The organism is Methylobacterium terrae (assembly GCF_003173755.1).
In the GTDB taxonomy this organism is placed as follows: domain Bacteria; phylum Pseudomonadota; class Alphaproteobacteria; order Rhizobiales; family Beijerinckiaceae; genus Methylobacterium; species Methylobacterium terrae.
In genome coordinates, this window is sequence record NZ_CP029553.1 from 4,357,861 (window position 1) to 4,381,261 (window position 23,401).

Sequence of the window (23,401 nt, forward strand, 5' to 3'; positions counted from 1 at the left end):
CAAGTGGTGGCGAGGCAAGTGGTGGCAGGACGGACCCTCATGGCAGGCGGCACGGCGAAGACGGCGCGCAACCTCACTCTCGTCGCCACCCTGGCGCTCGGCCTCTCGGCCTGCTTCCGGCCTCTCTACGGGCCGACCGCCTCCGGCGTGCCCTTGAGCGCGGTGCTCGCCTCGATCCAGGTCGAGCCCGCCAAGACCGCGCAGGGGCAGGAGCGCCTCGGCCATTACCTGCGCAGCGAACTGGTCTTCGACCTCGACGGCTCCGGCACCCCGTCGGAGAAGCGGTACCGCCTGACCCTCACGGCGAGCGAGACGGTGCAGACGCCGATCGTCAGCTCGATCACCGGCCGGGCCGAATCCGCGACGCTGCTCGGTACCGCCGCCTACAAGGTCCAGACGCTGTCTGGCGACCGCACCATCACCGAGGGCGTCGCTCAGGGCACCGCCACCTACGACCGCTCGGCCCAGCGCTTCGCCAGCCTGCGCGCTGCCCGCGACGCCGAGATCCGGCTGGCCAAGCTCCTGTCCGAGCAGATCAAGACCCGCGTCGCCGCGATCCTGGCGACGCAGCCCTGAGCGCGTCATGATTGCCGGAGGCGTCTCGTGACTGCCGTCAAGGCCGGCGAGGTCGAGGGCCTGCTGCGCCGCGGCCCCGACCCGCGCTTCACCGTGATCCTGGTCTACGGGCCCGATACCGGGCTCGTCGCCGAGCGCGCGCGCCTCCTCGCCGAGAAGGCGGTCGACGACCCCGCCGACCCCTTCGCCCTGGTCAAGCTCGACGGCGATACGCTGGCGAGCGATCCCGGCCGCCTCGTCGACGAGGCCGGGACGGTCGGGCTGTTCGGGGGCAAGCGCGCCGTCTGGGTGCGGCCGGGAAGCCGCAACTACGCTCCCGCCGTCGACGCGGCCCTGAAGCAGGACGGCGCGGACACCCGCATCGTCGTCGAGGCCGGCGACCTCGCCAAGTCGGCGCCGCTCCGCGTCGTCTGCGAGCGCTCGCCCCGGGCGCTGGCGATCCCGTGCTATCCCGACGATGCCGGCACGCTGGCCGACCTGATCGAGCGGACGCTGCGGGCCGACGGCCTGCGCATCACCCGCGAGGCTCGCGACCTGCTCGCCGGCAGCCTCGGCGGCGACCGCCGGGCGAGCCTCGGGGAGATCGAGAAGCTCGCCCTCTATGCCCGCGGCCAGGGCGAAATCGGGATCGACGACGTCGAGGCGATCGGCAGCGACGTGTCGGGCTCGATGCTCAACGCGCTGATCGACGCCGCCTTCGCGGGCCGGATCGCCGAGACCGAGCGCAGCTACCGCCGCTTCCAGATCGAGGGCATGGACGCCTCGGTGATGCTGGGCGGCGCGCTCCGCCACGCCCTCACCCTGCTGGCGACCCGCCTCGACGGCGAGGGCAAGAGCCCGGGCGCGATGGTGGCGGGCTGGCGCGGCCTGCATTTCCGGCGCCAGAGGATCGTCGAGACGCAGCTCGCCCGCTGGAGCCCGGCCTCCCTGCGCCGCGCGGTGGCGCTGCTGCAGGAGGCGGTCCTCGCCGCGCGGCGAGCCGGCGGCGACTTCTCGCACGCGGTCGCCGGCGACCTGTTCCTGCGCCTTGCCAACGAGGCGGCGCGGCGGGGCTGATCCCCCCTGCCCTGCCGGGGGCCGAGCCCGAAGGCCCCGATCCCCTTGCCCTCACGCTTCCAGGCGGCGGCACAGCCCGTCGAGCTGGTCGAGGCTGGCGTAGCGCAGCCGCACCTCGCCGCCGCCGCCCTTGGCCTCGATCGACACCGCGACGCCGAGCGCGTCCTCGAGTCGCCGCTCGAGGGCGCGGGTATCGGCGTCCTTCTCCAAAGCGGCCTTGCGCGGCCGGCCGGGGCGCGGCCCGGTCCCGGTCTGCTCGCCGGCCGCGAGCGCCTCGACCTCGCGCACCGTCATGCCGTCCTCGATCACCCGGCGGGCGACGCCCTCGGGATCCTTGACGGCGAGAAGCGCCCGGGCGTGGCCCGCGGTGAGGGTGCCGGCAACGAGGTGGTCCTGCACGGCCGGCGGCAGTTGCAGCAGGCGCAGGGTGTTGGCGAGGTGGCTGCGGCTCTTGCCGATGATCTCGGCGAGTTCGGTCTGGGTGTAGCGGAACTCGCTCATCAAGCGCTCGTAGCCCGCGGCCTCCTCGATGGCGTTGAGGTCGGCGCGCTGGACGTTCTCCAGGATGGCGTATTCGAGCGAGGTGCGGTCGTCGATCTCGACCGTCACCACCGGAACCTCGTGCAGCCCGGCGCGCTGCGCCGCCCGCCAGCGCCGCTCGCCGGCGACGATCTCGAACGCGTCCGGCACGTTGGCGAGCGCCCGCACGACGATCGGCTGGATCACCCCGCGGGTGCGGATCGAGGCCGACAGCTCCTCGAGTTCGACCTCCGCGAAGGTGCGGCGCGGGTTGCGCGGGTTCGGGCGCAGGAACTCGATCGGGACCCGCCGCTGACCGGCCTTCGGCTTCTCGGTGGCGGCGGGAGCCTCCTCGCCGAAATCGCCGATCAGCGCCGCGAGACCACGTCCGAGGCGCGGCCGCGCTCCCTCCTCCGCCATACCCTTCATCCTCTCATCGACTCCACTTACGCGGGCTGGTCTCAGGCCGCGGCCGGCAGACGGCCTTCACGTTGGATGACCTCGGAGGCGAGCCGCAGGTAGGCCTGCGAACCGGCGCATTTGAGGTCGTAGAGCAGCACCGGCTTGCCGTGCGACGGCGCCTCGGAGACGCGCACGTTGCGGGGGATCATGGTCTCGTAGACCTTGTCGCCCATGAACTCGCGCACGTCGGCCACCACCTGCGCCGACAGGTTGTTGCGCGGATCGAACATCGTCAGCACCACGCCCTGGATCGCCAGGCGCGGGTTAAGGGCGCCCTTGACCTGCTCGACGGTGCGCAGCAGCTGGCTCAGACCCTCCAGCGCGAAGAACTCGCACTGGAGCGGCACCAGCACCGCGTGCGCCGCGGCGAGCGCGTTGAGGGTGAGCAGGTTGAGCGAGGGCGGGCAGTCGATCAGCACGTAGGTGAAGCGCTGCTCCTCCGGCACCTCGCCCCGGTCGAGGGGGTCCAGCGCCCGGCGCAGGCGCTGCGCCCGGTCGGCAGCGCTCGCCATCGCCATCTCGAGGCCCAGCAGATCCATCGTCGAGGGCACCAGCGACAGGCGCGGCACCGCGGTGGCCTGCACCGCCTCGGCGAGGGAGGCCTCGCCGGCGAGCACGTCGTAGGTCGACAAGCGGCGCTGGCGGCGATCGATGCCGAGACCGGTCGAGGCGTTGCCCTGCGGGTCGAGATCGACGATCAGCACGTGCTCGCCGATCGCCGCCAGCGCCGTGCCGAGATTGATCGCCGTCGTGGTCTTGCCGACGCCGCCCTTCTGGTTGGCGAGCGCGATGATGCGCAGGGGCCGCGGGCTGCCGCTCGCCTGCGCCTCTTGGGAGCTGGGCGCCTCTTGGGGGTCCGCGATCATGGGAGAAGGCCGCTCACGCTGGAGACGCGGACGATTCTGGCGTCAGAATCGGTCCGGCTCGGGATCAGATCCGCCGTGAACTTCCACCTTTCCTCCGCCTCGGTCAATTCGGTTAAGACATCACGCCCTTTCGGAAAAAGCCCGGTGACGCCGTTTTTCAACAAGGGTTCGGTCCAGGTGAGGAGTTGAGACAGAGGCGCGAGGGCGCGCGCCGTGACGACCTGCGAATCGGTGAAGCCCGAGATCACCGTCTCGATCCGGGCGACGTGGATGCGGGCAGGAGCTCCCGTGAGGCGCGCGGTTTCCTGCAGGAAGGCACCTTTCCGCCCGTTGCTCTCGACGAGGTCGACGCGAAAGCCCGATCGCTCGCGGCCGGCGATCGCCAGGATCAGGCCCGGAATGCCGGCGCCGCTGCCGAGATCAAGCCAGCGCGTCGCGTCGGGGGCGAGCGCCAGGAGCTGGAGCGAGTCGGCGACGTGGCGGGTCCAGACTTCCGCAAGGGTCGCCGGCCCGACGAGATTCTTGATCGACTGCCAGCGAGTGAGCTGCGCGACGTAGAGGTCGAGGGCGGCCGCTGTTTCACGTGAAACGCTGGCGTCCCGCAAAACGGCGTCACGGCCGGGAGCGTGATTGGTCATTCGGCCGAATCCTGAGCGGGAGCGCGCCGGGCATGGGCGGCGAGCAGGGTGAGGGCCGCAGGGGTGACACCCTCGATGCGCGCCGCCTGGCCGAGCGTCAGGGGCCGCACCGTGTCGAGCTTCGTGCGCAGCTCGTTCGACAGCCCGGCGATGCTGCCGTAATCGAGGAGGGCCGGCAGTGCCACGGCCTCGTCGCGCCGGAACGCCGCGATGTCGGCCCGTTGCCGGTCGAGATAGACCGCGTAGGTCGCGTCAGTGCAGAGCCGGTCGGCCAGGGCAGGGGGGATGTCGCGGAGCTGCGGCCACACGCGTGCCAGCCGGTCCCAGCCGATCTCGGGGTAGGACAGGAGCTGGAATGCCGAGCGGCGGATGCCGTCGCGGTTCAGCGCGATGCCGTGGCCGTGCGCCTCGGTCGGCGTCAGGCTCAGGCCGTCGAGGGTCCGGCGCGCCTGGGCCAGCGCCTCGCGCCGTGCCGCGTCGTGCGCGGCCCGAGCGGCGGAGACGCAGCCGAGCGCGAGGCCGCGACCGGTCAGGCGCTCGTCGGCATTGTCGACCCGCAGGCTCAGACGGTACTCCGAGCGGGAAGTGAACATGCGGTAGGGCTCGCTGACCCCGTGGGTCACGAGGTCGTCGATCATCACGCCGAGATAGGACTCGGCCCGGTCGAACACCGCGAGGTCGGACGCACCGGCGAGCCGCGCCGCGTTGAGCCCGGCGACCAGCCCCTGACCCGCCGCCTCCTCGTACCCCGTCGTGCCGTTGATCTGCCCGGCGAGGAACAGGCCGGCGATGCGGCGGGTCTGCAGCGTCGGGTCGAGTTCGCGCGGATCGACGTAATCGTACTCGATCGCGTAGCCCGGGCGCAGGATCACGGCGCGCTCGCAGCCGGGCAGCAGACCGACGAGGCCGTGCTGCACCTCCTCCGGCAGCGAGGTCGAGATGCCGTTCGGGTACACGGTCGGGTCGTCGAGACCCTCCGGCTCCAGGAAGATCTGGTGGCCGTCGCGGTCGCCGAAGCGCACCACCTTGTCCTCGATCGACGGGCAGTAGCGCGGCCCGCGGCTGGTGATGCCGCCGGAATACATCGCCGAGCGGTGCAGGTTGGCGCGGATCAGGTCGTGCGCCGCAGGACCCGTCCGGGTGACGCCGCACTCGACCTGCGGCGTGGTGATGCGCGCGGTCAGGGTCGAGAACGGCACCGGCTCGTCGTCGGCCGCCTGCTTGTCGATGCCGTGCCAGTCGATGGTGCGGCCGTCGAGGCGCGGCGGCGTGCCGGTCTTCAGGCGGCCCAGCGCGAAGCCGTGCCGGTCGAGGGTCGCGGATAGGCCGAGCGCCGGGCCTTCGCCCATCCGGCCGGCCGGCGTCGTGACCTCGCCGATATGGATCAGGCCCCGCAGGAACGTGCCGGTCGTGAGGACGACGGCGCGGCAGGGGAGGGTGCGGCCGTCGGCCAGTACCGCGCCGGCGACGCGTCCGTCCACAACCATGACGTCCGCGACCTCGCCCTCGACGATCGCGAGGTTCGGCGCCTCGGCGAGCGCTGCCTGCATCGCACGGGCGTAGAGCTTGCGGTCGGCCTGGGTGCGTGGCCCGCGCACTGCCGGGCCCTTGCGCCGGTTGAGCAGCCGGAACTGGATGCCGGCGCGGTCGGCGACACGCCCCATCAGTCCGTCGAGGGCATCGATCTCCCGTACCAGATGGCCCTTGCCGAGGCCACCGATGGCGGGGTTGCACGACATCGCGCCGAGCGTATCGCGGCGGTGGGTGACGAGCGCGGTGCGGGCGCCGTAACGCGCAGCGGCCGCGGCCGCTTCGGCGCCCGCGTGCCCGCCGCCGACGACGATCATGTCGAAGGAGGAATCATCAGACAGCATGGGGTGATTAGGCAGCGCTCGGGCGCGCCGTCAATCGCGCGATCGGTTCGGCCGGCGTTTCACGTGAAAACACGGCCGAGGACCGACCTACTTGCCGATGCAGAAGCTGGAGAACAGGCGATCCAGCATCTCCTCGACCCCGACGCGCCCGGCGACCTCGCCGAGCGCCCGGACCGCGAGGCGCAGGTCCTCCGCCACCAGCTCGGCCGGCAGGAGCGCTCCGTGCATGACGACGCGGTCGAGATGGGCGAGGCAGCGCTCCAGGGCGAGGCGCTGACGCTCGCGGGTGACGAGTGCGTCGCCGAACCCGAGCGAAGCCTCGGCGTGGCGCTCGATCGCCGTTAGGAGCCGGTCGAGCCCGTACCCGGACGTCGCCGAGATCGCGACGTCGATGTCCGCGTCCAGGTTGGACAGATCGGCCTTGGTGGCGACCGTGAGGTGAGGCACCGACAGGGGAGGGGCCTCTGCACCGCCGGGCTCGCGCAGCCACAGCACGAGGTCGGCCTGATCCATGCGGCGGCGGCTGCGGGCGACGCCTTCGGCCTCGATCGCGTCGGTGCTGTCGCGCAGGCCCGCCGTGTCGACCAGCAGCACCGGCAATCCGCCGAGGTCGCAGCGCACCTCGATCGCATCCCGGGTCGTTCCCGGCACCGCCGAGACGATCGCGGCGTCGCGCCGGGCCAGCGCGTTGAGCAGCGTCGACTTGCCGGCATTGGGGGCGCCGGCGAGCACCACCGTGAAGCCGTCCCGCAGGCGCTCGCCCCGGCGCCCGTCGGCGAGGGCGGAACGGACCGCGTCGCGCACCCTCGCCGCGGCGCTGCGGCCGGCCTCGGTCAGGGCCTCGTCGTCGACATCGCCCTCGTCGGAGAAATCGAGAGCGGCCTCCGTTCCGGCGAGCACGTCGAGGAGGGCGCTCCGCCAACTCTCGACCGCTCGGCCGAGGGCGCCGTCGAGCTGGCGCACGGCTTGGCGCCGCTGCGCCTCGGTCTCGGCGTCGATCAGGTCGGCCAGCCCCTCGACGGCGGTCAGGTCCATGCGGCCGTTGAGGAAGGCGCGGCGGGTGAAGGCGCCGGGTTCGGCCGGAACGAGGCCCGGCAGGCTGCCGAGGCTTCGCAGGATGGCCGCCCGCACCGCCGGACCTCCGTGGAGGTGCAGCTCCGCCATGTCCTCGCCGGTGGCGGTGCCGGGGCCGGGCAGCCAGGCGACGAGGGCGTGATCGAGGAGTTCGCCCGTTTCGGGCTCGCGGAGCGTGCGCAGTGACAGCCGCCGCGCCGGTGGCACCGGAGCCCGGATCAACGCCGACAGGGCCGGGCCCGCCTGCGGACCGCTGACCCGCACCACCGCGACGGCGGTGCGGCCGTAGCCGGTAGCGGGGGCGAAGATCGTGTCGGAGGTGAGCATGTTGTCAGGGCGTGGAGGTTGCAGCAGGGACGGCGGGCCGAACCGGTCGGTTCGGCGCACCGTCGCTAGCACGGATCCTCCGGTCGTACCGAACGCGCCAAGAGCCCGTCTCGAAAGATGCGTCCCCTTGGAAGCGCTGCCTTTGGAAGGGGGAGGAAAGTCAGTCCGATGCGAGGCTGGATCGCGTGCCCGAGGGAGCGGCGGCGAACGCCGGCACAAGAGCGTCGCCGTCATCCTGCGCCGATCGCCCGAGGGTGCGTTCCGCACACCGGGAAGCGGTCCGGCCGAACCGGAGAGGGAGGCGCAAGGCCGGTCTCCGGCGCCGTCGCTTTCTCCGCAGTGCCGGCGGGCGGTGCCTTGACGATGACGCTCCGGGCAACTCGGCTTCGTCCGAGTGCCTGGGTTTCCCCGTCGGCTTCGTTCCGGCGCCTCGAAGGAGGATGCGGATCGAAGGCGATCGTGACCCTGTGGCCCGCGCACTGGTCCGCGTGACACGACACTGAGGCACAAGCCGCGATCCTCATGCATCACCCACCCACGACCTCGTCCCGAGGTGCGGGCGATCGACGATCGCGTGCCGTGCTTCGGAGGCAGGCCGATCGCGGAAGGAACGACCGACGAGGCGGCGTCCCATACGAGAACGGCGCCCCTCCCGGGGCGCCGCGCGGATCTCGGGACGATCGCGGCCGGCGGCCGGATCAGGTGTTCATCGAGTCGAAGAAGTCGCCGTTGCTCTTGGTCTGGCGCAGCTTGTCGAGCAGGAACTCGATCGCGTCGGTGACGCCCATCGGGTTGAGGATGCGGCGGAGCACGTAGGTCTTCTTGAGCGCGTCCGGCGGGACCAGCAGCTCCTCCTTGCGGGTGCCGGAGCGGGTGATGTCGATCGCCGGGAAGATGCGCTTGTCGGAGACCTTGCGGTCGAGGATGATCTCCGAGTTGCCGGTGCCCTTGAACTCCTCGAAGATCACCTCGTCCATGCGCGAACCGGTGTCGATCAGCGCGGTCGCGATGATGGAGAGCGAGCCGCCCTCCTCGATGTTGCGGGCGGCGCCGAAGAAGCGCTTGGGCCGCTGCAGGGCGTTGGCGTCGACGCCGCCGGTCAGCACCTTGCCGGAGGACGGGACCACGGTGTTGTAGGCGCGGCCCAGCCGCGTGATCGAGTCGAGCAGGATCACGACGTCGCGGCCGTGCTCGACGAGGCGCTTGGCCTTCTCGATCACCATCTCGGCGACCTGGACGTGGCGGGTCGCCGGCTCGTCGAAGGTCGAGGCGATCACCTCGCCCTTCACCGAGCGCTGCATGTCGGTGACCTCCTCCGGCCGCTCGTCGATGAGCAGGACGATGAGGTAGCACTCGGGATGGTTCAGGGTGATCGACTGGGCGATGTTCTGCATCAGCACCGTCTTGCCGGTGCGCGGCGGCGCCACGATCAGGGCGCGCTGGCCCTTGCCGATCGGCGCGACGATGTCGATGATCCGGGGCGAGAAGTCCTTGCGGGTCGGCTCCGACAGTTCGAGCTTGAAGCGCTGCGTGGGGAACAGCGGCGTCAGGTTGTCGAAGTGGACCTTGTGCTTGATCTTGTCCGGGCTCTCGAAGTTGATGGTGTTGACCTTCAGCAGCGCGAAGTAGCGCTCACCGTCCTTCGGGCCGCGGATCGGGCCCTCGACGGTGTCGCCGGTGCGCAGGCCGAAGCGGCGGATCTGCGTCGGCGAGATGTAGATGTCGTCGGGGCCCGGCAGGTAGTTGGAATCGGAGGAGCGCAGGAAGCCGAAGCCGTCCTGCAGCACCTCGACGGTGCCGGCGCCGATGATCTCCACGTCCTTGGCAGCGAGCTGCTTCAGGATCGCGAACATCAGCTCCTGCTTGCGCATGGTCGAGGCGTTCTCGACCTCGACCTCCTCGGCGAAGGCGAGAAGCTCGGTCGGCGTCTTGGACTTGAGATCCTGCAGCTTCACCTCGCGCATGGCGGGGGCGGCCGGAGTCTCGAGCGGGGCGAGGGTGTCTTCGATCATGGGATATCGGGGTGCGGGGGCGAAGCGGGGAGCGTCATGTCCGGGCGGATCCGGCCGCCGCAGGACGCGGCGTTGAGCGGAAGAGCAACGGGGTGGCCGAGGCGGGCACCGGTCGCGAAGTCGTCGCCTGATGTGTCCCGGAGGTCGCGGAGGGGAGCCTGTCGGCCCTGGATGCGACGTGACGTGACGATGGAGGAGGGAACGACTTTATGTAACGGGTCCTCGTCGTCGACTCAAGTCCCGGATGGGGAAACCCAGCGGGGAAAAGTGGGGCGAGGCGCGGAGCGGCAGCGGTGAAGTGACGGCGGGACCCGGCGCGGATGCCTTGGCCGCGCCCAAAGCATGCCCGAACTATCGGCGCGGTCAACGCAGCCCCGCATTAACATTTGGAACATCCCATTCCAAATATACAACCGGTGATCATCACTCCGTACACGCAGCCGAGGCTTTTCGGGAGGGCCTTCGCGTCCCGCCGCAATATGGCGCAGTCACGGTCCGGGATGACGGGAGACCGGTGCATCGTGCGGACCCCACCGACCTATCGTCATGGGTGCGGGATCTCCGATCGCGGCACTCGAGCGGCGACCGATCGCGATGTCGTCGCGTGCTGCCCCAGGTCTCTGTTTTTGCCGCGTTTTCCACGACGAACCGGTACCGCCGCCGCCGGACCACGCCTCAGCGCCGGCGAAGGCGGATGTAGAGCGCGCCGCCGCCGCCGTGATGGTGCGCCGCCTCCTCGAAGCCGACGACCAGCGGGCGCAGTTCGGGCAGGCGCAGCCAGTGCGGCACGCTGCGGCGCAGCACGCCGCGCTCGGCATAGGGGTCGTCGCCACCCGCTCCCTTGCCGGTGACGACCAGCACCACCGCGTGCCCGGAGGCCCGCGAGCGGTGAAGGAAGCCGATCAGGGCGGCGTGGGCCTCGGTTTGCCGCATGCCGTGCAGGTCAATCACCGCGTCGACGCCGCGGGAGCCGCGGCGCAGGCCCGTGCGCACCCGGCGCTCCAGGGGGGCGAGAGGCGGCAGGGCCGGGGCGGTGGGAGGCGGGCTCGGGCTCTTCGGGACCGGACCTTTCGGGACCGGGCTCTTCGAGGCGTTGCGCGGCGCCGCTCGGACGGGCCGCCCCGCCTTCTTCGGCGCGGGCGGTGCGGGGGCGGGTGCCGGCTCCGGAGGAGGGGAGGGCGCGACGGGAATCGGCGCCCGCCCGCGCAAGGGGGTGATCAGGCGGGCGATCTCGGCCCAGAGCCGGCTCTCCTCGGAGGAGAGCCGGCGCACCCGCCGGGGACGGCGCGGCTCGGTCACGGGGCGGCTCCCGTCTCGGCCGGCGGCGCGACGACGGGCGCCGCGCCCTGACTGGGGGGCACGACCTTGGGCAGCAGCACGACGAAGCGCGCGGAATCGCGCAGCAGGCCGGCGACGGCGCCGGCCCGGGCACCGGTCCCGAGATAGAGGTCGCCGCGGGCCGGTCCCAGGATCGCCGAGCCGGTATCCAGCGCCACCACGAGGCGGCGCAGGGGCACGGTGCCGCCCTCCGGTTCCGGCAGCGTCCCGTCGAGCCAGAACGGCAGCCCGTAGCGCCAGAGGGTCGCGTCGACCGCGAGGCTGCGGCCAGCGGTCAGCGGCGCACCGGCGGCGCCCTTCGGACCGGTCCCTTCCGGGGTGGCGTCGTCGAGGCGGAAGAAGATGTAGGAGGCGTTGCGGCGGATGAGGTCGCGGGCGACGTCCGGGTTCGCCCGCAGCCAGCCGGTCCAGCGGGCGAGCGTCAGGCCCTCGAGCGGCAGGTGGCCGCCAGTGACGATCAGGCGGGCGACCGAGGTGTAGGGCCGGCCGTTGCGGCCGTCATAGGCGAGACGCAAGCGCCGGCCGTCGGGCAGGCGCACCCGGCCGGAGCCCTGGACCTGCAGCACCAGGAGGTCGACGGCGTCACGCAGCCAGATCAGCGGGCGGGCGCGGGCACCCAGCGCCCCGTCCTCGATCGCCGCTCGGTCCGGATAGGGCCGGAAGGCATCGCCGTCGCGGCGCGCGGCGCGCAGGGTCGGGTCGAGGCCGGGGCGGGTCTCGCCGGGCTCCAGCGACACGAGGTCGTCGGGGCGGGCGAGCGCCGGTACGGTGAAGTCCGGCGTCGCCACCCGCGAGCCCTCGAGCTCGGGCTCGAAATAGCCGGTGAGGAAGCCGCTCGTGCGCTCCGCGACCGCGTCGCGGGCCGGCCGCAGGACGCGGTGGGCGGAGAAGTTCGCCTCGAAGAAGGCGCGGGCGCCCTCCGGCGGCACGCCGGCGGCGGCGGCGCAGGCGGCGGCGAGATCCTGGCTCGGCGCGCCCGGCGCCGCCTCGGCGAGGACCGGCCCGGCGGGCGCCGCGCAGGTCGCCCGGAAGGTCGCCAGGGAGGCCGCGAGGTCGTCGGCGGAAAAGCCCGGCAGGGCGGAGAAGGGGACGGGCTCGAGCACGGCCTCGCCGATCCTGATGGACGCGGCACTCATGGACGCGGCACTGGCGGTGCCGGCGGCGCAGACGAGCAGGAGGGCGGCGAGGAGGCGAGAGGGGCCGGGGGCCGGCGGCATCAGCGGGTGGGCTCCGGCCCCGGACATGCGGTGTTCTGGTCGCGTCGCGCGAGTGTCGCCGATGGCCGGCGGCCGATCAAGCCGCCGGCCGACGACGTGCGTCAGTGCCCGGCCTCGGTGGCGACGAGCTGCCAGTTCGGATCGCGGCTACCGAGCGTGCGGGCGAAGGTCCAGACGTCGGTTACGTCGACGACCTTCTCGGGGCTGCCGTCGACCACCTGGCCTTGCGGCCCGCGGGTGGCGGTGATCAGCTTCGAGAGGTAGCGCACGGTGACCTGGGCGACGCGGTTGCGCACGTCGACCCCGACGATCTCGGCCCGGTCGATCGACACAAAGGTGGTCTCGACGGTCTGGCCGGCGCGCTCGCGGCCCTGGATCGCCCGCTCGAACCCGTCCGCGACTTCGCGCGAGAGCAGGGTCTTGAGGGTCTTGCGGTCGCCCTTGGCGAAGGCGGTCACGATGGTCTCGTAGGCGACCTTGGCGCCGTCGGTGAAGCCGCGCGGGTCGAAGTTCGGCTCCTGCTGGAGGATCAGGTCGAGGCCGCGGGCGGCGGGCGAGTTCGGCTCGACCACGCCCTTCCAGTTGCGCGGCACCGCGGTGGCCACGGGCGCGGCGGCGCCGCGCTCGGGACCGGCGCCCGGCAGCCGCACGACGTTGTCGCCGTCGCGGGGGGCGGCCGGCGGCTCCTCGCGCCGGGCGAGCGGGTTGAACGGCGGCCGCTCGCTCCCGGTCTTCTGGCCGAGGACCGAGCGCAGCTTCCAGATCACGAAGACCGCAAGCCCGAGGAAGATGAGGGTCGTAAGGTCGAGGGAATCCTGCATCATCGATCCGATCGTGGCGGCTTTACGCGGAGCATCCCTGACCGCGCCGGCACAGCTTGCGACGTCTCCGGGACCGTGGCGGCTGTGGCACCGGGACGGGAGCGTGGCAAGCGCCCGGCCGGCGCCGCATCGCGGGCCCTGGTCCAGGATATGGGGCCGGGGGCCCGCCGTATCCAGCCGCCCGCGCGCGGCGACGTGCCGATGCACGCGCAGGGTGCCGCAAATGCTGCCGCATCCCGGCCGGAGCCGGATTTCCGTACGGGCAAGGAGGCAGGAGGGATGATCGGCGGCTCTGCTTGTTCGCGGGGTGCGGGCATGATAGCGGCAACGCCGCCCTCGCGCGCGCCGATTTTCGCGCCAGCGTGCGGCGGCGCGTCGTTCTAGTCCAGCCCTCGAAGGAACCCTCCGCCATGGCCGACTCCCCGGTCCCGAACGGCAACGGTGGCGCCGCGGCGCAGCCCGACGACTTCACCCCGACCCTCAACGCCCTGGCGCAATACGCCAAGGATCTCTCCTTCGAGAACCCGAACGCGCCGCGCTCGCTGCAGCCGCAGCAGCAGGGCCCGCAGATCAACATTCAGGTCAACGTCAACGCGAAGCAGCTCGCCGAGGAGGATTTCGAGGTCGACCTGCGCCTCGAGGGCGACGCCAAGATCGGCACCGAGGTGCTGTTCGCGTTCGAGCTGACCTATTCGGGCATCTTCCGCCTGCGCAACATCCCGCAGGACCAGATGCACCCGGCGGTGATGATCGAGTGCCCGCGGCTGCTGTTCCCGTTCGCCCGCCAGATCATCGCCGACGCGGTGCGCAACGGCGGCTTCCCGCCCCTCTACATCGACCCGATCGACTTCGTCGGCCTGTACCGCCAGAAGGCCGCCGAGGCCCAGGCGCAGGGCGGCATCGCGTAACCACGCCGGCGACCGGCGCGGGCCCCCGGCCCGCGCCGCGACACGGCCCTGTTCCAAGGGACGCGCGGCCGTCGCCGCTCCTACTCGCGCAGGGCGGGCCCCAGGGACGCCACCAGCAGCCCGGCCATGGCGAGGTTGAACAGCCGCACGGCACGGCGCGTGCACAGCACCCGCGCGGTGCCGACGCCGATCAGCGTCCAGAGGCCGACGCAGGGCAGCGCGACGACGCCGAACAGGGCGGCGAGCCCCAGCGTCGCGGCGAGCGAGGCGCCCTCCGTGCCGGCCGTGTAGGTCGCGAGCGCACCCGCGGCGATGACCCAGGCCTTCGGGTTGACCCACTGGAACAGGGCCGCCTGCACGAAGCCGAGGGGCCGTCCGCCCGCGGCCGGCCCGGCCGCGCCCTCGGCGGCCGGATCGGCCGGGTCCGGATCGGCGCGGGCGATCTTCCAGGCAAGCCACAGCAGGTAGGCCGCCCCCACCCATTTCAGCGCCGCGTGGACGCGCGGATCGGTCAGCAGCGGCAGGCCGGCGGTTCCCAGCACGACCAGCATCACCGGGAAACCCGCCGCGATGCCGAGCATGTGCGGCACGGTGCGGGCAAAGCCGTAGGTGGCGCCGGAGGCCACCACCATGGTGTTGTTCGGCCCGGGCGTTGCCGACATCGCGACCGCGAAGGCGCCCGCCGAGAGAAGCCAGGTCCAGTCCACGTTCATCCCGTCCCCCGCCGCATCCGGCTTCGCGGCGCGACGATACACGGTTCCGCCCCGGAAGAGCGGCGGCCTCGACATCGGCCGGCACGTTGCTGCCGGATCGCGAGGTTGATCGCACCAGCGGCGCGCGGCGCGGCCGGGAACCCTGGGGCAGGCGACCGCAGGAGCCTCGGGCCGGTGCCCCCTGGACTCCCGCCCCCGGATCGGGCGATGGGGGCCTTCGACGCGCGTGACGGTCGGCGGAGTAAGAGGACGGGATGGCGTACTGGCTCTACAAGTCCGAGCCCTCGGTGTGGTCGTGGGACGACCAGGTCGCCGCCGGCGAGGCGGGGACGTACTGGAACGGGGTGCGCAACCACGTCGCCCGCAAGAACCTCGAGGGTATGCGGCTCGGCGAGCAGGGCTTCTTCTATCACTCGAACGAGGGCAAGGCGGTGGTCGGCATCGTCGAGGTGATCCGCACCTACTATCCCGACCACACCGACGAGACCGGCCGCTTCGGCATGGTGGATCTCAAGGCGGTCGCGGCGCTGCCCCGTCCGGTGAGCCTCGAGGCGATCAAGGCCGAGACGGCGTTGCGCGAGATGGTGCTCGTCAACAATTCGCGCCTGTCGGTGCAGCCGGTGACCGAGGCGGAGTGGGCGCTGGTGCGCCGGATGGGGGGCTTATGAGGCGGTGGGCGGGAACTCGCGCGTGAGGCTGATCCTCGGCACGCACCGCATTCCCGCGGGCGGAGCCTGGCTCGTCCTCGCGCTGCTCGCCGGCCCGGCGGCGGCCCAGCGGGCCAAGGCGCCGGCCCCGGCGGGAAAGCCCGTGCCCGAGAAGGTCGTCACCTGCGGGGCCCTGTCGAACCTGCGCATCCTGATGGCCGAGACCGGGGGCGATCCGGCGGCGATCAGGACGCGCCTGGCCGACCCGAAGGCCGATCACCTCGGCTGCACGCGGACCGGCCGCGACCGGATCGAGGGCAACGCCGAGCGGGTCGTGGTCGGCGGCACCGCCTACGACTGCCTGAAGGTCAAGGAGTCGAGCCTGTGCCGCTGGACCCCGTCGGGCGTGCCGGCGGAGCCGCCGTGAGGCGAAGGCCCCGCCGGGTGCGGATCTAGATGCTCCAGTACGGCGTGGCGTTGAAGTAGCGGTGGACGTGCTCCTCCCAGTTGCGGTCGTAGGAAGGGTCGTTGCCCTCGGCGGAAGCCGGCGGCGCGGCGCGGAGCTGCTCGTCCGACACGTCGAGCACGTAGGCATCGAGCTCCGGCGCGAAGCGCAGGGTCGACCACGGAATGGTGAAGTAGCCCTCGCCGATGCCGAGGAAGCCGCCGAAGCTCATCACGGCGTAGACGACCTGGCCGCTGGCCTTCTCGATCATCAGGCGCTCGATGCGGCCGATGCCGTCGCCGTTGGGGCGCCGCACGGCGGTGCCCTCGACGCGGTCGCTGGCGATCAGCGCGTTGGTCTCGTTGGTGGTGGTGCTGCCCATGTCGGAGCGGTCGCCGAGGGTCGGCGCGACGGTGGTCATCGGAACATCCTCCGGTGCGTTGTCTCCGACGGGGAAACGCTGCCGTAGCGGAGCCTGTTCCGGGATGCCGGCCGGGATGTCGGTCCTGCGGCGAATGGCGAAGGCGAGGGGACGGTTCCCCCTGGGCGTCCGGGACGCTAGCCTGCGGGCCATGCCGATTCGCCGTACCGCCGTCCTGACGGTTCTCCTCGCGCTCGCCGCTCCCGCCCTCGCGCAGGATCGCGGCACCCTCAACCCGAAGCCGCTGCCGCCGCTCGCCAACCCGGACGATCCGTCCGTTCCGGCGAAGGCCCTGTTCGGCCGCGCCACGACGCCGGCGGCCCTGCCGGCGCAATCGATCGGCGGCTACGCGCGGGGCTGCGTCGCGGGGGCCGAGGCCCTGCCGATCGACGGCGCGACCTGGCAGGTGATGCGCCTGTCGCGCAACCGGAACTGGGGCCATCCGCGGCTCGTCGCGTTCCTGGAGAAGATCGCCGCCGAGGCGCCGCGCAAGGCGGGCTGGAGCGGGCTCCTCGTCGGCGACATGTCCCAGCCCCGGGGCGGACCGATGCTGACCGGCCACGCCTCGCATCAGCTCGGCCTCGACGCCGACATCTGGCTCACCCCGATGCCGGACCGGCGCCTGACTCGATCCGAGCGCGAGGAGATGTCGGCCACCAACGTGGTGCGGCCGGACCGGCGCGACATCGACCCGTCGGTCTGGACCCCCGAGCACCTGCGGCTGATCCGCATGGTGTCGCGCGAGCCGGGCGTCGCGCGGATCTTCGTCAACCCGGCGATCAAGCTGGCGCTCTGCCGCGAGGCCGGCTCGGACCGGGGCTGGCTCACCAAGGTGCGGCCGATCTACGGCCACAACTACCACTTCCACATCCGGCTCGAATGCCCGGCGGGCGACGCGGCCTGCCACGACCAGGACCCGCCGCCGGGGGGCGACGGCTGCGGGTCGGAGCTCGACTACTGGTTCTCCGACGCGGTGCTGAACCCCAAGCCCCGCCCGCCCGGCAAGCCGCGCCCGCCGATGACCCTGGCGGGCCTGCCGGACGCCTGCCGCACGGTGCTGAAGGCGCGCTGAGCGGAGACCGGGACCGGCCTCGCCGGTCCCGGCTCGCCTCACTCCGCGACGCCGACCCCGACCCCGACCCCGACCCCGACCCCGACCGGGCAGGACACGCCGGTGCCGCCCAGGCCGCAAGAGCCGCCCGGGTTCTCGGCCCGGTACTGCTGGTGGTACTCCTCGGCGAAATGGAACGGGCCGGGGCCGCGGATCTCCGTCGTGATCGGGCCGTAGCCCTGCGCCTTCAGGGCGGCGGCGTAGGCGTCGCGGGAGGCCTCGGCCTCGGCTCGGCGCGCCTCGTCGGCGAGGTCGATGCCGGAGCGGTCCTGCGTGCCGACGTCGTTGCCCTGGCGCATGCCCTGTGGGTCGGGTCGTGGCTCTCCCGGAAGGTCTTGAGCAGGGCCTCGAACGGGATCACGCGCGGATCGTAGGCGACGAGCACGACCTCGGCGTGCCCGGTCATCCCGGAGCAGACCTCCTCGCAGGTCGGGTTCGGCGCGGTGCCGGCGGCGTAGCCGACCGCGGTGACGTGGACGCCGTCGCCGCGCTGCCGGAACTTGCGCTCGGCGCCCCGGACGCAGCCGAGACCGAACACGACCGTCTCGGTGCCGTTCGGGTAGGGCCCATGAGGCGGGTAGGGACCCATGAGCGGGCGGCCGTTGACGAAGTCCGCTCCGCCGTCGGCAGGGGGATTGAGCCGCCCCGGCAGGATCCGGTGGGGGGAGAGCATCTCGGCGCGCTCGCGGAGGAACAGCACCGGATCGCTCCGATCATGCGGAACGAAGCCTCACGGCTCCGGAGGCGGACGCCTCATCGCGATCTGATGGGGGCTGCGCCGGACGCGGCTCCTGAAGGCGAGGGCGCCTTCGAGTGACGTCAGCGCAGGACCGGGGTGCCGGTCGCGGCGACGCGGGCCGGCGCATCGGGGCCGAAGGCGGTGCTCGGATCGAAGAAGGCACCGCGCGCCGTGATCAGCCCGGCCGCCAGCACCCAGAACAGCACGGCTCCGACGATCCGACGGGTCCGGACCGGACGACGACGCGACGCGGAGGGGCATGCCGCATCCTGACCGGACCGGAGGTCCAGGCGCTCGCCGAACGGATCGAAGATGGCTGGACGCATGGTCGGATCCGGCATGACCTACGGCTCCGGAGACCGGACCCTGTGCATGCTAGATAGGTCCCGCACGGCCCAGGCGGCAATAGATGCGGTTTTCTATTTTCAATCTCGGGAGAGAAGATGTTTGCTGTGCGATCACGCCAAAAGAGAATCTTTCTCTTCGTTCCCTCGCGACGTCTCGGCCTTGTGCTGCGTCGTGACGCATCCGGGCCGCCGCGTCGCCCGGCGGACCGTCCGCACGGGTCCGGACCGCCCGGGTCCCGACCCCGAATCCTCCGGACCCCGATCCCGGCGTGATGCCCGGGCCACGGTGGGGAGGCCGCGCCGCGCGGGTGGTTGATCCCCCCGTATTCGATAGCGTACAACTTAATGTCGCTGCGGCAGGATCGCGTGTTCGCGGCGAAAGCGAAGCTTGAGCTTGGGATTATTTACCTTGTTGCTCGGAATGCGGACGCGCGGGGCGCGGGCGCTGGTCGGCCGGCGGCTTCGATCCGGTTCGGCGGCCCGTCGAGGCCGGGCGCGGGGCGAGGCTGGGATCGACGCCCGATGACCACGAATTCTCCCATGTCCACTTCTCCCATGTCCTCGCCCGTATCCAATCCGGGCCCGCGCCCGGCGGATCCGTCGTCCGACGACTTCATGCGCCTGATCGAGGCGTTCGGCCTGACCGGCGCCTGGCGCTGGGACTTCGTCACCGGCCGGCAGGTCTGGTCGTCGGGGCTGTACCGCCTGCTCGGGCTGCCGGAGAGCGAATCGGCGAGCTACGAGCGGCTGCTCGGCCTCGTCCACCCGGCCGACCGCGACGTGCTCGAGGACGCCGCCCAGATCGTCCAGGCGGGGATCTTCGGCAGCCACACGGTCCGGCTGATCCGGCCGGACGGGACGGCCCGCACGGTGGTGAGCCGCGGCGAGGTGTTCTTCAGCGCCGAGGGACGCCCGGTCGCGGTGACCGGGGTGCTCCTCGACGTGACCGACCGCGAGCGGCTCGCCGAGATGCACCGCCTGGAGCAGCAGCGCCGGGTCAGCCTGGCGCGGCAGGCGCAGGTCTTCATCTACACCGAGCCGGCGCTGCCGCTGACGGAGTACGGCCCGGACTTCCTGGGCCTGGTCGGCCTGCGCCGCGAGGAGGTGCGGGCGAACTGGCTCAGCCCGATCGTGCCGGAGGAGTGGCCGCGCTGGCGCGAGGAACTGCCGCGCCTCGCGGCCCTGGGGCGGCCGTTCAGCATCACGCCGACGCTGCGGCTCGCCGATGGCGCCGCGGCGCCGTTCCGCATGACGCTGGTGCCCCTGCGCGAGGGCGCCGCCGATCCCTCCTGCTGGACCGCCGTGATCACGCCGCTCGAGGGCGAGGAGACCCTCCCGCGGGCGCAGGCCCGGCCGGAGGTCGACCAGGCGGTCGAGGGCTGCCACCTGCGGGCGGCGCGGGGCCTCCTCGACTGGACCCTGAACGACCTCGCGCGGGCGAGCGGCCTGTCGCTCTCCACGGTCCGGCGCCTGGAGGAGGAATCCGAGGGGCCGGCCTCGCGCTCGCGCCCCCACGTCCTCGCAGCCCTGCGCGAGGCCGGAATCGTCTTCACCCTGGTCGACGGCGGGGCGGTGGCGGTCGCGCGGCCGGAGTGACAGGGTCATTCCACCCGACGAATCGTGACGGGGTCACTCCACCCGAGAGACAGTGACGGGGTCACTCCACCCGGTAGACGGAGAGCGCCACGTGGTCCGGCGCCCGGGCGCCGGTCGCGAGGAACAGGCCGGTCTGCATCCAGGCGAGGCGCGGCGCAGCGGTCTCGAACAGCGGCGCGGTGCGGAAGTAGATCAGGGCGGGGTCGACCGGCTCACCCCGGCGCAGGCGCGCCAGGGCCTCCGGCGGCCCGAAGCGCAGGCCCGTATTCTCGACGTAGACCAGGGCGCCGTCCTCGGCCTCGATCACGTAGCGGGCGTGCAGCCGGGTCAGGCCGTCGGCCGCGATGGTCTGGTAGTCGGCCCCGCCGGGCATGACCCGCCCGGCGAGGCCCGGGCCCGTGACGGTGCCGCCGGTGATCGCGATGACCCGCCGGCTGCCTGCCGCCGTGATGCCGACCTCGACCGGCGCCGCGACGTCGATGCGGGCGTCGAAGACGTGCGTCAGGGTGGGGGCGGGGAGCGTCACGGCTTTCCCCTCGCCAGCGGGCAGTCGCTCTCTTCGATCGACCGGAACGCCTCGTCGCCGGACAGCGTCGCGACCCGCTCCATCACGTCCCACTCGCCCTTCGATTCGTCCGGGCGCTTGACCCGGAACAGCGAGACGTCGCGGATCACCCGCCCGTCCGGCCGCAGGCGGCCGCCCTTCGTCATGAAGTCGTCGATCGGGGTCTCGCGCATCTTCGCCATCACCGGCTCGGCCGCGTCGGTGCCCGCCGCCTTCACGGCCTTGAGGTAATGCGTCACCGCCGAGTAGACGCCGGCCTGGTAGCTGTTCGGCATCGCGCGCTGGCGCTCGTAGAAGCGCCTGGCGAAGGCCCGGGTGGCGTCGTCCTGGTCCCAGTAGAACGCCTCCGCCAGGTAGAGCCCGCCGGCGACCGGTAGCCCGAGCGCGTGGACGTCGACCGCCGTCATGTAGAACCCGGCGAGCTTCTGGCGCCCGCCGAGCACGCCGAACTCGGAGGCCTGCTTGACCGCGTTGATCGCGTCGCCGCCGACGTTGAACAGGGCGATCACCCCGGCGCCGGAGGCTTGCGCCTGCAGGATCTGCGACGACAGGTCGGGCGAGAGCAGGGGGTGGAAGGCCTGGCCCGCGACCTTGCCGCCGCCCTTCTTCACCACCGGGGTCACGTCGGCGACGAAGGACTTGCCCAGCGTGATGTCGGCGACGACGTAGAACCAGGTCTTCTCGCCCGATTCCACCAGGGGCTTGGCGATGGCGCGGGAGAGGGCGTGGGTGTCGATGACCCAGAGCGCGCCGTTCGGCGAACACTGCGCCCCGGTGATCACCGTCGAGCCCGATCCGGTGATGAGGGCGAGCCGCCCCTTCTCCTTCGCCAGCGCCTGGACACCCAGCGCGACCGCCGAGTTGCCGAGGTCGGTGATCATGTCGACCCCCTCGACGTCGTACCAGCGTCGCGCCAGCGTGCTCGCCACGTCCGGCTTGCTCTGGTGGTCGGCGGCGACGATCTCGATCGGCTTGCCGAGAACCGTCGCGCCGAAATCCTCGACCGCGAGGCGCGCCGCGGTGACGCTGCCGGTGCCGTAATTGTCCGACATCGCGGTCGACATGTCGGCGAGCACGCCGATCTTGACGCGGTCGCCGGAGACGGCGCCCTCCGCCCGGACTGACGCGGGGGCGAAGGCGATCAGGCCCGCCAGCAGGGCGGAACGGAGGGCGTGCATCGATGCCTCCCGTCAGACGGCCTTGAGGCCGAGGATCTCCCGGGCCTCGGCCGGGCTCGCCGGCTCGTGGTTCAGCTCCTTGACGATCCGCACCGTGCGGGCGACGAGTTGCTCGTTGGTCGCGAGCTGGCCGCGCGAATAGTAGTTGTTGTCCTCGAGCCCGACCCGGACGTGGCCGCCGAGCAGGATGGCCTGCGTGGTGGCGGGCAGCTGCGCCGGGCCGATGCCGGAGACGCAGAAGATCGATTGCGGCGGCAGCATCCGGATCATCGCCGCCAGGATGTCGTGCGAGTAGGGCATCGCGCCCTGGAAGCCCTTGTCGGCGCCCAGCACCATGTTGATGTAGTAGGGCGGCTTGTCGTAGCCCTTCTCGATCAGCCGGGTCACGTCCTGCAGGATGTGCTGGGGCCCGAACACCTCCCATTCCGGCTTGATGCCGCGCTCCTGCATGCGCTTGGCGAGCGCCTCGCAGCGGCTCGGCGTCGTCACCACCAGGATCTCGCGGCCGCCATGCACGTCCGCGAAGGTCATGCCGTCGAAGGTCGCCATCTCGGCGCCGGCCTCGCAGCCCTTCAGCCGCTCCTCGAAGCTCGATTCGAACAGCCCGTCGGGGCGCGGCACCAGCATGTCGCCGCTCGAGCCGCCGCCGGTCGAGTTGTTGAGGATGATGTCGCAGCGCTCGCGGATGCGCCGGTTGATGTCGCGGTAGATCTCGGCGTTGCAGGTCGCCTCGTCGTCCGGCCGGCGGGCGTGGAGCGCCGCGATCGCCGCGCCCTCCTTCCAGGACCTGTGCACCGATTCGGCGATCTCCGCCGGCTGGGTCGGCAGGTTGTGGTTCTGCGCCTTCGACGCCATGCCGCCCGTCGGCGCCACCGTCACGATCACCTTGGCCATGTTGTCCTCCCGTTTCGGATCGGTTGTGGGGGTGGGTTACGGCAGGTCCGGCGCCTCGCGCTTCTGCCGGACGAGGTCGACGAGGAGCCGGTCGCGCTGCGCCACCATCGCGTCCCGGTCGCGTCCGTCGAGGGCCTGTTCGAGGCCCTCGACGAGAGACGCCTTGAGCTCGGGCGTCAGGCGCGGGTCGCCGAGATCGGCCCACATCGCCTCCATCAGGGGCCCGAGATGATCGAGGGTGTGGGCCAGGCCGCCGGGGCCTCCCGAGAGGTGGTTGAGCAGGCACGGCCCCATCAGGGACCAGCGCAGGCCCGGCCCGTGGGCGATGGCGGCGTCGATGTCGGCCACCGTGGCGGCGCCGGTGCCGACGAGGTGGAACGCCTCGCGCCAGAGCGCCGCCTGGAGCCGGTTGGCGACGTGGCCGACGAGCTCGCGCCGCAGGCGGATCGGCCGCTTGCCGATGCGCGCGTAGAAGCCCATCGCGGCGGCGACCGCGCCCTCGTCGGTCCGGGTGCCACCTAAGACCTCGACCAGCGGCACCAGGTGGGGCGGGTTGAAGGGGTGGCCGAGCACCACCCGGCCGGGGAAGCGGCAGGCCGTCTGGATCGCGCTCGGGGTGAGACCCGACGAGCTTGTCGCCAGCACCACGTCGGGCGCCGCCGCGGCGTCGAGCCGGGAAAAGGTCTCGTGCTTGATCTCCAGGCGCTCGGGCCCGTTCTCCTGGACGAAGTCGGCCTGCGCGGCGGCCTCCTCCGGCCTGGCCGTGAATGTCAGGCGATCGGGCGAGGCGCCAGGGGCGAGGCCGATCTCCTCGAGGACCGGCCAGTGCCGGGCGACCGTCTCGCGCAAAGAGGCTTCCGCGCCGGGGGCCGGATCGGTGGCGACGACGTCGAGGCCGGAGCGCAAGAATTGCGACACCCACGACGCCCCGATGACGCCGGTGCCGATCACCGCCACCCGTCCGATGGCCGTGCGGTACCCGGAAGCCGAGTCCCTTGCCCGTTCGCTCGCGTCATCCATCGCGGCGCCCTCCCTGGTCGGGTCTCTGTCAGGGCTT

At 72.2% G+C, this 23,401-nt stretch carries 23 protein-coding genes and 1 pseudogene; 7 read left to right on the top strand and 17 right to left on the bottom strand.

Annotation, left to right across the window (positions count from 1 at the left end; genetic code table 11):
- Window positions 1-39 precede the first annotated feature (39 nt).
- Both DK419_RS20235 and holA read left to right on the top strand, forming a co-directional pair.
- Complete coding sequence (locus tag DK419_RS20235) at window positions 40-576, top strand: LPS assembly lipoprotein LptE (protein WP_109960682.1); 537 nt, start codon at window positions 40-42, stop codon at window positions 574-576.
- A gap of 27 nt (window positions 577-603) precedes the next feature.
- Window positions 604-1,632 carry a DNA polymerase III subunit delta gene (gene holA / locus DK419_RS20240; RefSeq protein ID WP_109960683.1) on the top strand — a complete coding sequence of 343 codons (1,029 nt, stop codon included), beginning with the start codon at window positions 604-606 and terminating at the stop codon, window positions 1,630-1,632.
- Window positions 1,633-1,683: 51 nt separating this feature from the next.
- Here holA and DK419_RS20245 read toward each other — a convergent pair whose 3' ends face one another.
- The 9 genes from DK419_RS20245 to DK419_RS20285 form a co-directional block, all read right to left on the bottom strand.
- Entirely contained in the window at window positions 1,684-2,571 is an 888-nt protein-coding gene (locus DK419_RS20245) for a ParB/RepB/Spo0J family partition protein (RefSeq protein ID WP_109960684.1), read from the bottom strand.
- A gap of 41 nt (window positions 2,572-2,612) precedes the next feature.
- On the bottom strand, window positions 2,613-3,479 hold the full coding sequence (locus tag DK419_RS20250; RefSeq protein WP_109960685.1) for a ParA family protein: 867 nt from the start codon (window positions 3,477-3,479) through the stop codon (window positions 2,613-2,615).
- Window positions 3,476-4,117: a 16S rRNA (guanine(527)-N(7))-methyltransferase RsmG gene (rsmG, locus tag DK419_RS20255; protein ID WP_109960686.1), complete on the bottom strand. Its 642-nt coding sequence runs from the start codon at window positions 4,115-4,117 to the stop codon at window positions 3,476-3,478. The genes DK419_RS20250 and rsmG overlap by 4 nt, the downstream gene beginning before the upstream one ends.
- Window positions 4,114-5,991 carry a tRNA uridine-5-carboxymethylaminomethyl(34) synthesis enzyme MnmG gene (mnmG, locus tag DK419_RS20260; protein ID WP_109960687.1) on the bottom strand — a complete coding sequence of 626 codons (1,878 nt, stop codon included), beginning with the start codon at window positions 5,989-5,991 and terminating at the stop codon, window positions 4,114-4,116. Before mnmG ends, rsmG begins: the two co-directional genes overlap by 4 nt.
- A gap of 87 nt (window positions 5,992-6,078) precedes the next feature.
- Window positions 6,079-7,392 (bottom strand): tRNA uridine-5-carboxymethylaminomethyl(34) synthesis GTPase MnmE, encoded by a 1,314-nt coding sequence (gene mnmE, locus DK419_RS20265; protein WP_109960688.1) that lies wholly within the window; start codon window positions 7,390-7,392, stop codon window positions 6,079-6,081.
- A 698-nt stretch (window positions 7,393-8,090) separates the two neighbouring features.
- Window positions 8,091-9,404, bottom strand: a complete 1,314-nt coding sequence (gene rho / locus DK419_RS20270) for a transcription termination factor Rho (RefSeq protein ID WP_109960689.1) — start codon at window positions 9,402-9,404, stop codon at window positions 8,091-8,093.
- Window positions 9,405-10,079: 675 nt separating this feature from the next.
- A complete protein-coding gene (locus DK419_RS20275; RefSeq protein WP_109960690.1) occupies window positions 10,080-10,703 on the bottom strand; it encodes a Smr/MutS family protein in 624 nt (207 codons plus the stop codon).
- Entirely contained in the window at window positions 10,700-11,959 is a 1,260-nt protein-coding gene (mltA, locus tag DK419_RS20280; RefSeq protein WP_109960691.1) for a murein transglycosylase A, read from the bottom strand. The genes DK419_RS20275 and mltA overlap by 4 nt, the downstream gene beginning before the upstream one ends.
- A gap of 101 nt (window positions 11,960-12,060) precedes the next feature.
- On the bottom strand, window positions 12,061-12,780 hold the full coding sequence (locus DK419_RS20285; protein ID WP_208642375.1) for a Tim44/TimA family putative adaptor protein: 720 nt from the start codon (window positions 12,778-12,780) through the stop codon (window positions 12,061-12,063).
- A 410-nt stretch (window positions 12,781-13,190) separates the two neighbouring features.
- Here DK419_RS20285 and secB point away from each other — a divergent pair, with 410 nt between their 5' ends.
- Complete coding sequence (secB, locus tag DK419_RS20290; protein ID WP_109960693.1) at window positions 13,191-13,688, top strand: protein-export chaperone SecB; 498 nt, start codon at window positions 13,191-13,193, stop codon at window positions 13,686-13,688.
- A gap of 80 nt (window positions 13,689-13,768) precedes the next feature.
- On the opposite strand, the gene DK419_RS20295 is transcribed toward secB, so the two are convergent.
- Window positions 13,769-14,401, bottom strand: a complete 633-nt coding sequence (locus DK419_RS20295) for a LysE family translocator (protein WP_109960694.1) — start codon at window positions 14,399-14,401, stop codon at window positions 13,769-13,771.
- Between the two features lie 254 nt (window positions 14,402-14,655).
- Here DK419_RS20295 and DK419_RS20300 point away from each other — a divergent pair, with 254 nt between their 5' ends.
- Together DK419_RS20300 and DK419_RS20305 are read left to right on the top strand one after the other, a co-directional pair.
- Window positions 14,656-15,069, top strand: a complete 414-nt coding sequence (locus tag DK419_RS20300) for an EVE domain-containing protein (RefSeq protein ID WP_109960695.1) — start codon at window positions 14,656-14,658, stop codon at window positions 15,067-15,069.
- Window positions 15,070-15,091: 22 nt separating this feature from the next.
- Complete coding sequence (locus DK419_RS20305; protein ID WP_162561320.1) at window positions 15,092-15,475, top strand: hypothetical protein; 384 nt, start codon at window positions 15,092-15,094, stop codon at window positions 15,473-15,475.
- A gap of 25 nt (window positions 15,476-15,500) precedes the next feature.
- On the opposite strand, the gene DK419_RS20310 is transcribed toward DK419_RS20305, so the two are convergent.
- A complete protein-coding gene (locus DK419_RS20310; RefSeq protein ID WP_245443040.1) occupies window positions 15,501-15,875 on the bottom strand; it encodes a PRC-barrel domain-containing protein in 375 nt (124 codons plus the stop codon).
- A gap of 190 nt (window positions 15,876-16,065) precedes the next feature.
- Between DK419_RS20310 and mepA the strand changes: the two genes are divergently transcribed.
- Complete coding sequence (mepA, locus tag DK419_RS20315) at window positions 16,066-16,986, top strand: penicillin-insensitive murein endopeptidase (RefSeq protein ID WP_109960698.1); 921 nt, start codon at window positions 16,066-16,068, stop codon at window positions 16,984-16,986.
- A 38-nt stretch (window positions 16,987-17,024) separates the two neighbouring features.
- On the opposite strand, the pseudogene msrA reads toward mepA, so the two are convergent.
- A pseudogene (gene msrA / locus DK419_RS20320) lies at window positions 17,025-17,725 on the bottom strand (peptide-methionine (S)-S-oxide reductase MsrA).
- Between the two features lie 119 nt (window positions 17,726-17,844).
- Window positions 17,845-18,105 (bottom strand): hypothetical protein, encoded by a 261-nt coding sequence (locus DK419_RS28760; protein WP_162561321.1) that lies wholly within the window; start codon window positions 18,103-18,105, stop codon window positions 17,845-17,847.
- Between the two features lie 546 nt (window positions 18,106-18,651).
- Here DK419_RS28760 and DK419_RS20325 point away from each other — a divergent pair.
- Window positions 18,652-19,707, top strand: coding sequence for a PAS domain-containing protein (locus DK419_RS20325; RefSeq protein ID WP_162561323.1), 1,056 nt, complete (start codon window positions 18,652-18,654; stop codon window positions 19,705-19,707).
- A gap of 61 nt (window positions 19,708-19,768) precedes the next feature.
- On the opposite strand, the gene DK419_RS20330 is transcribed toward DK419_RS20325, so the two are convergent.
- Genes DK419_RS20330 through DK419_RS20345 form a run of 4 tightly spaced genes read right to left on the bottom strand, consistent with a single transcriptional unit; the run spans window position 19,769 to window position 23,364 of the window.
- Window positions 19,769-20,233 carry a DUF3237 domain-containing protein gene (locus DK419_RS20330; RefSeq protein ID WP_109960700.1) on the bottom strand — a complete coding sequence of 155 codons (465 nt, stop codon included), beginning with the start codon at window positions 20,231-20,233 and terminating at the stop codon, window positions 19,769-19,771.
- Window positions 20,230-21,450, bottom strand: coding sequence for an ABC transporter substrate-binding protein (locus DK419_RS20335; RefSeq protein ID WP_109960701.1), 1,221 nt, complete (start codon window positions 21,448-21,450; stop codon window positions 20,230-20,232). The genes DK419_RS20330 and DK419_RS20335 overlap by 4 nt, the downstream gene beginning before the upstream one ends.
- A gap of 12 nt (window positions 21,451-21,462) precedes the next feature.
- Entirely contained in the window at window positions 21,463-22,344 is an 882-nt protein-coding gene (locus DK419_RS20340; RefSeq protein WP_109960702.1) for a beta-keto acid cleavage family enzyme, read from the bottom strand.
- Window positions 22,345-22,380: 36 nt separating this feature from the next.
- Entirely contained in the window at window positions 22,381-23,364 is a 984-nt protein-coding gene (locus DK419_RS20345; RefSeq protein WP_109960703.1) for a 3-hydroxyacyl-CoA dehydrogenase NAD-binding domain-containing protein, read from the bottom strand.
- Window positions 23,365-23,401: the final 37 nt, after the last annotated feature.

Coding starts and splice junctions, on each gene's coding strand:
- DK419_RS20250 (WP_109960685.1), bottom strand. CDS start 3,479: ATGATCGCGGACCCCCAAGAGGCGCCCAGCTCCCAAGAGGCGCAGGCG.
- DK419_RS20235 (WP_109960682.1), top strand. CDS start 40: ATGGCAGGCGGCACGGCGAAGACGGCGCGCAACCTCACTCTCGTCGCC.
- DK419_RS20340 (WP_109960702.1), bottom strand. CDS start 22,344: ATGGCCAAGGTGATCGTGACGGTGGCGCCGACGGGCGGCATGGCGTCG.
- rho (WP_109960689.1), bottom strand. CDS start 9,404: ATGATCGAAGACACCCTCGCCCCGCTCGAGACTCCGGCCGCCCCCGCC.
- mnmG (WP_109960687.1), bottom strand. CDS start 5,991: ATGCTGTCTGATGATTCCTCCTTCGACATGATCGTCGTCGGCGGCGGG.
- DK419_RS20300 (WP_109960695.1), top strand. CDS start 14,656: ATGGCGTACTGGCTCTACAAGTCCGAGCCCTCGGTGTGGTCGTGGGAC.
- rsmG (WP_109960686.1), bottom strand. CDS start 4,117: ATGACCAATCACGCTCCCGGCCGTGACGCCGTTTTGCGGGACGCCAGC.
- DK419_RS20285 (WP_208642375.1), bottom strand. CDS start 12,780: ATGCAGGATTCCCTCGACCTTACGACCCTCATCTTCCTCGGGCTTGCG.
- DK419_RS28760 (WP_162561321.1), bottom strand. CDS start 18,105: ATGCCGGATCCGACCATGCGTCCAGCCATCTTCGATCCGTTCGGCGAG.
- DK419_RS20295 (WP_109960694.1), bottom strand. CDS start 14,401: ATGAACGTGGACTGGACCTGGCTTCTCTCGGCGGGCGCCTTCGCGGTC.
- DK419_RS20245 (WP_109960684.1), bottom strand. CDS start 2,571: ATGGCGGAGGAGGGAGCGCGGCCGCGCCTCGGACGTGGTCTCGCGGCG.
- DK419_RS20310 (WP_245443040.1), bottom strand. CDS start 15,875: ATGGGCAGCACCACCACCAACGAGACCAACGCGCTGATCGCCAGCGAC.
- DK419_RS20345 (WP_109960703.1), bottom strand. CDS start 23,364: ATGGATGACGCGAGCGAACGGGCAAGGGACTCGGCTTCCGGGTACCGC.
- mnmE (WP_109960688.1), bottom strand. CDS start 7,392: ATGCTCACCTCCGACACGATCTTCGCCCCCGCTACCGGCTACGGCCGC.
- mepA (WP_109960698.1), top strand. CDS start 16,066: ATGCCGATTCGCCGTACCGCCGTCCTGACGGTTCTCCTCGCGCTCGCC.
- DK419_RS20335 (WP_109960701.1), bottom strand. CDS start 21,450: ATGCACGCCCTCCGTTCCGCCCTGCTGGCGGGCCTGATCGCCTTCGCC.
- mltA (WP_109960691.1), bottom strand. CDS start 11,959: ATGCCGCCGGCCCCCGGCCCCTCTCGCCTCCTCGCCGCCCTCCTGCTC.
- DK419_RS20325 (WP_162561323.1), top strand. CDS start 18,652: ATGTCCACTTCTCCCATGTCCTCGCCCGTATCCAATCCGGGCCCGCGC.
- secB (WP_109960693.1), top strand. CDS start 13,191: ATGGCCGACTCCCCGGTCCCGAACGGCAACGGTGGCGCCGCGGCGCAG.